Here is a 1357-nt window from a genome sequence, read left to right as displayed (position 1 = left end):
CAGGGTCATTGCGTTCTGGGGTTGCTGCTGGTCACGGCGGTGATGAGGTCGTGTGGGCGGCGGTTGGCGCGTCGGGTGGCGCGGGCGATGTTGGTCTCGCCAGCGGTGTGGTGGTAGCCGATCGCGGTGTTACGCAGGGTGGCCAGGACGGCGGGTCCGGTGCCGGTCCGGGCTTGATGCAGGTCTTCACGGAACGTCACATCTCGGACGTGATGCACACGATTTTCGATGAGCCACTCGCGGCGGATCCAGTCGGTCAGGTCGGTCGGGTGGGCGTCGGCGACGGGTAGCGAGATGGTGAGGTAGGCGGTTTCGCGGCTGGTCTTGCCAGCGATGGTGCGGGTGCGGGTGATCCGGACGGCTTGCCGGGCGTGCGGGAACCGGATGCCGCCGGGGGTGTTCACGGTGAGGGCTTTGACGGTGCGGGTCTCGCGGCGGCCGTGGCCGCGGTCGCGGGTCTGGTGGCCGACCGGGACCTGCGCCCAGGGCAGGGTCGTGAGTTGGGTGTGCAGGGTCGGTTGGTTGGCCTTTACCGGAATGAGCAGGTGACCGCCGCGCTGGGCGATCTCGGTGGCGTGACCGGTCTGGGTGTGCAGTGCGTCCGCGACGAACAGCAGTCCTTCCAGGCTGCCCAGCACCCGTTGCACCGCGTCCAGCAGCGGGCCGAAGGCCGGGATCTCGTTGGACTTCGCCGCGACGGTGACCTGCGCGAGGACGATGCCGGTGTCGGTGTCCAGCGCGGACAGCAGATGCATCTGCCTGCCGTCGGCGCGGCGGGCGCCCCGCAGTGTCTTGCCGTCGATCGCGACCACCCGCCGGTGCCGCGGCCGCCGGGGGGTGTCGGGTCGTGCCCGGGTGAGCAGCCAGCCGGCGAGGGTCGTCGCGAGAAGGTCGGCGTCGAGGCGGATCAGCAGCCGCCACATCGTGGTCGTGGCCGGGACGCCCCGGCCGAACCCGAGTCGGGCACGGGCGGTCTCGTCGAGGTCGTACAGCCAATCCACGATCGCGGTGAACGACGACGCGCCGGCCAGCACGGCGCACACCGCGACCGTCAGGAGCCCAGCGAGGGGGTAGCGGATCCCGCGCGGCGAGCGGGGATCCGGGACTGCCGACAAGGCGTGCAGCAGCCCTGTTGTCTCACCATCGGTGACTGCGGGTGGTGGCGCGTCAGGGCTACCGGCGACTGCGGACAGTACCGGGATCGGGCATGATGACATCGGCGGGTGAGGTTCCTCGGGTGTCGTGAAGCGTGAAGAACTCCATGATCACCGACGTGATCTCACCCGCTCCACAAAGGCCGCTCACCCCTTGAACTCCCAGCTCAGGGCACCCGTCGGCCGACTACGCAATCACCCTG

At 69.9% G+C, this 1357-nt stretch carries 1 protein-coding gene; it reads right to left on the bottom strand.

Going from position 1 to position 1357, the window contains the following annotated elements; genetic code table 11:
• Positions 1–5: 5 nt before the first annotated feature.
• Positions 6–1217, bottom strand: coding sequence for an ISAs1 family transposase (locus tag JNW87_RS38735; RefSeq protein ID WP_375373613.1), 1212 nt, complete (start codon positions 1215–1217; stop codon positions 6–8).
• Positions 1218–1357 lie beyond the last annotated feature (140 nt).

The sequence above is a fragment of the Micromonospora sp. ATA51 genome (assembly GCF_016802855.1).
Lineage (GTDB): Bacteria > Actinomycetota > Actinomycetes > Mycobacteriales > Micromonosporaceae > Micromonospora > Micromonospora sicca.
This window is presented reverse-complemented; position numbering and strand designations above follow the sequence as displayed.

Bases quoted from the DNA above. Each gene is read 5' to 3' on its own strand.
- JNW87_RS38735 (WP_375373613.1), bottom strand. From the start codon at position 1,217: ATGTCATCATGCCCGATCCCGGTACTGTCCGCAGTCGCCGGTAGCCCT.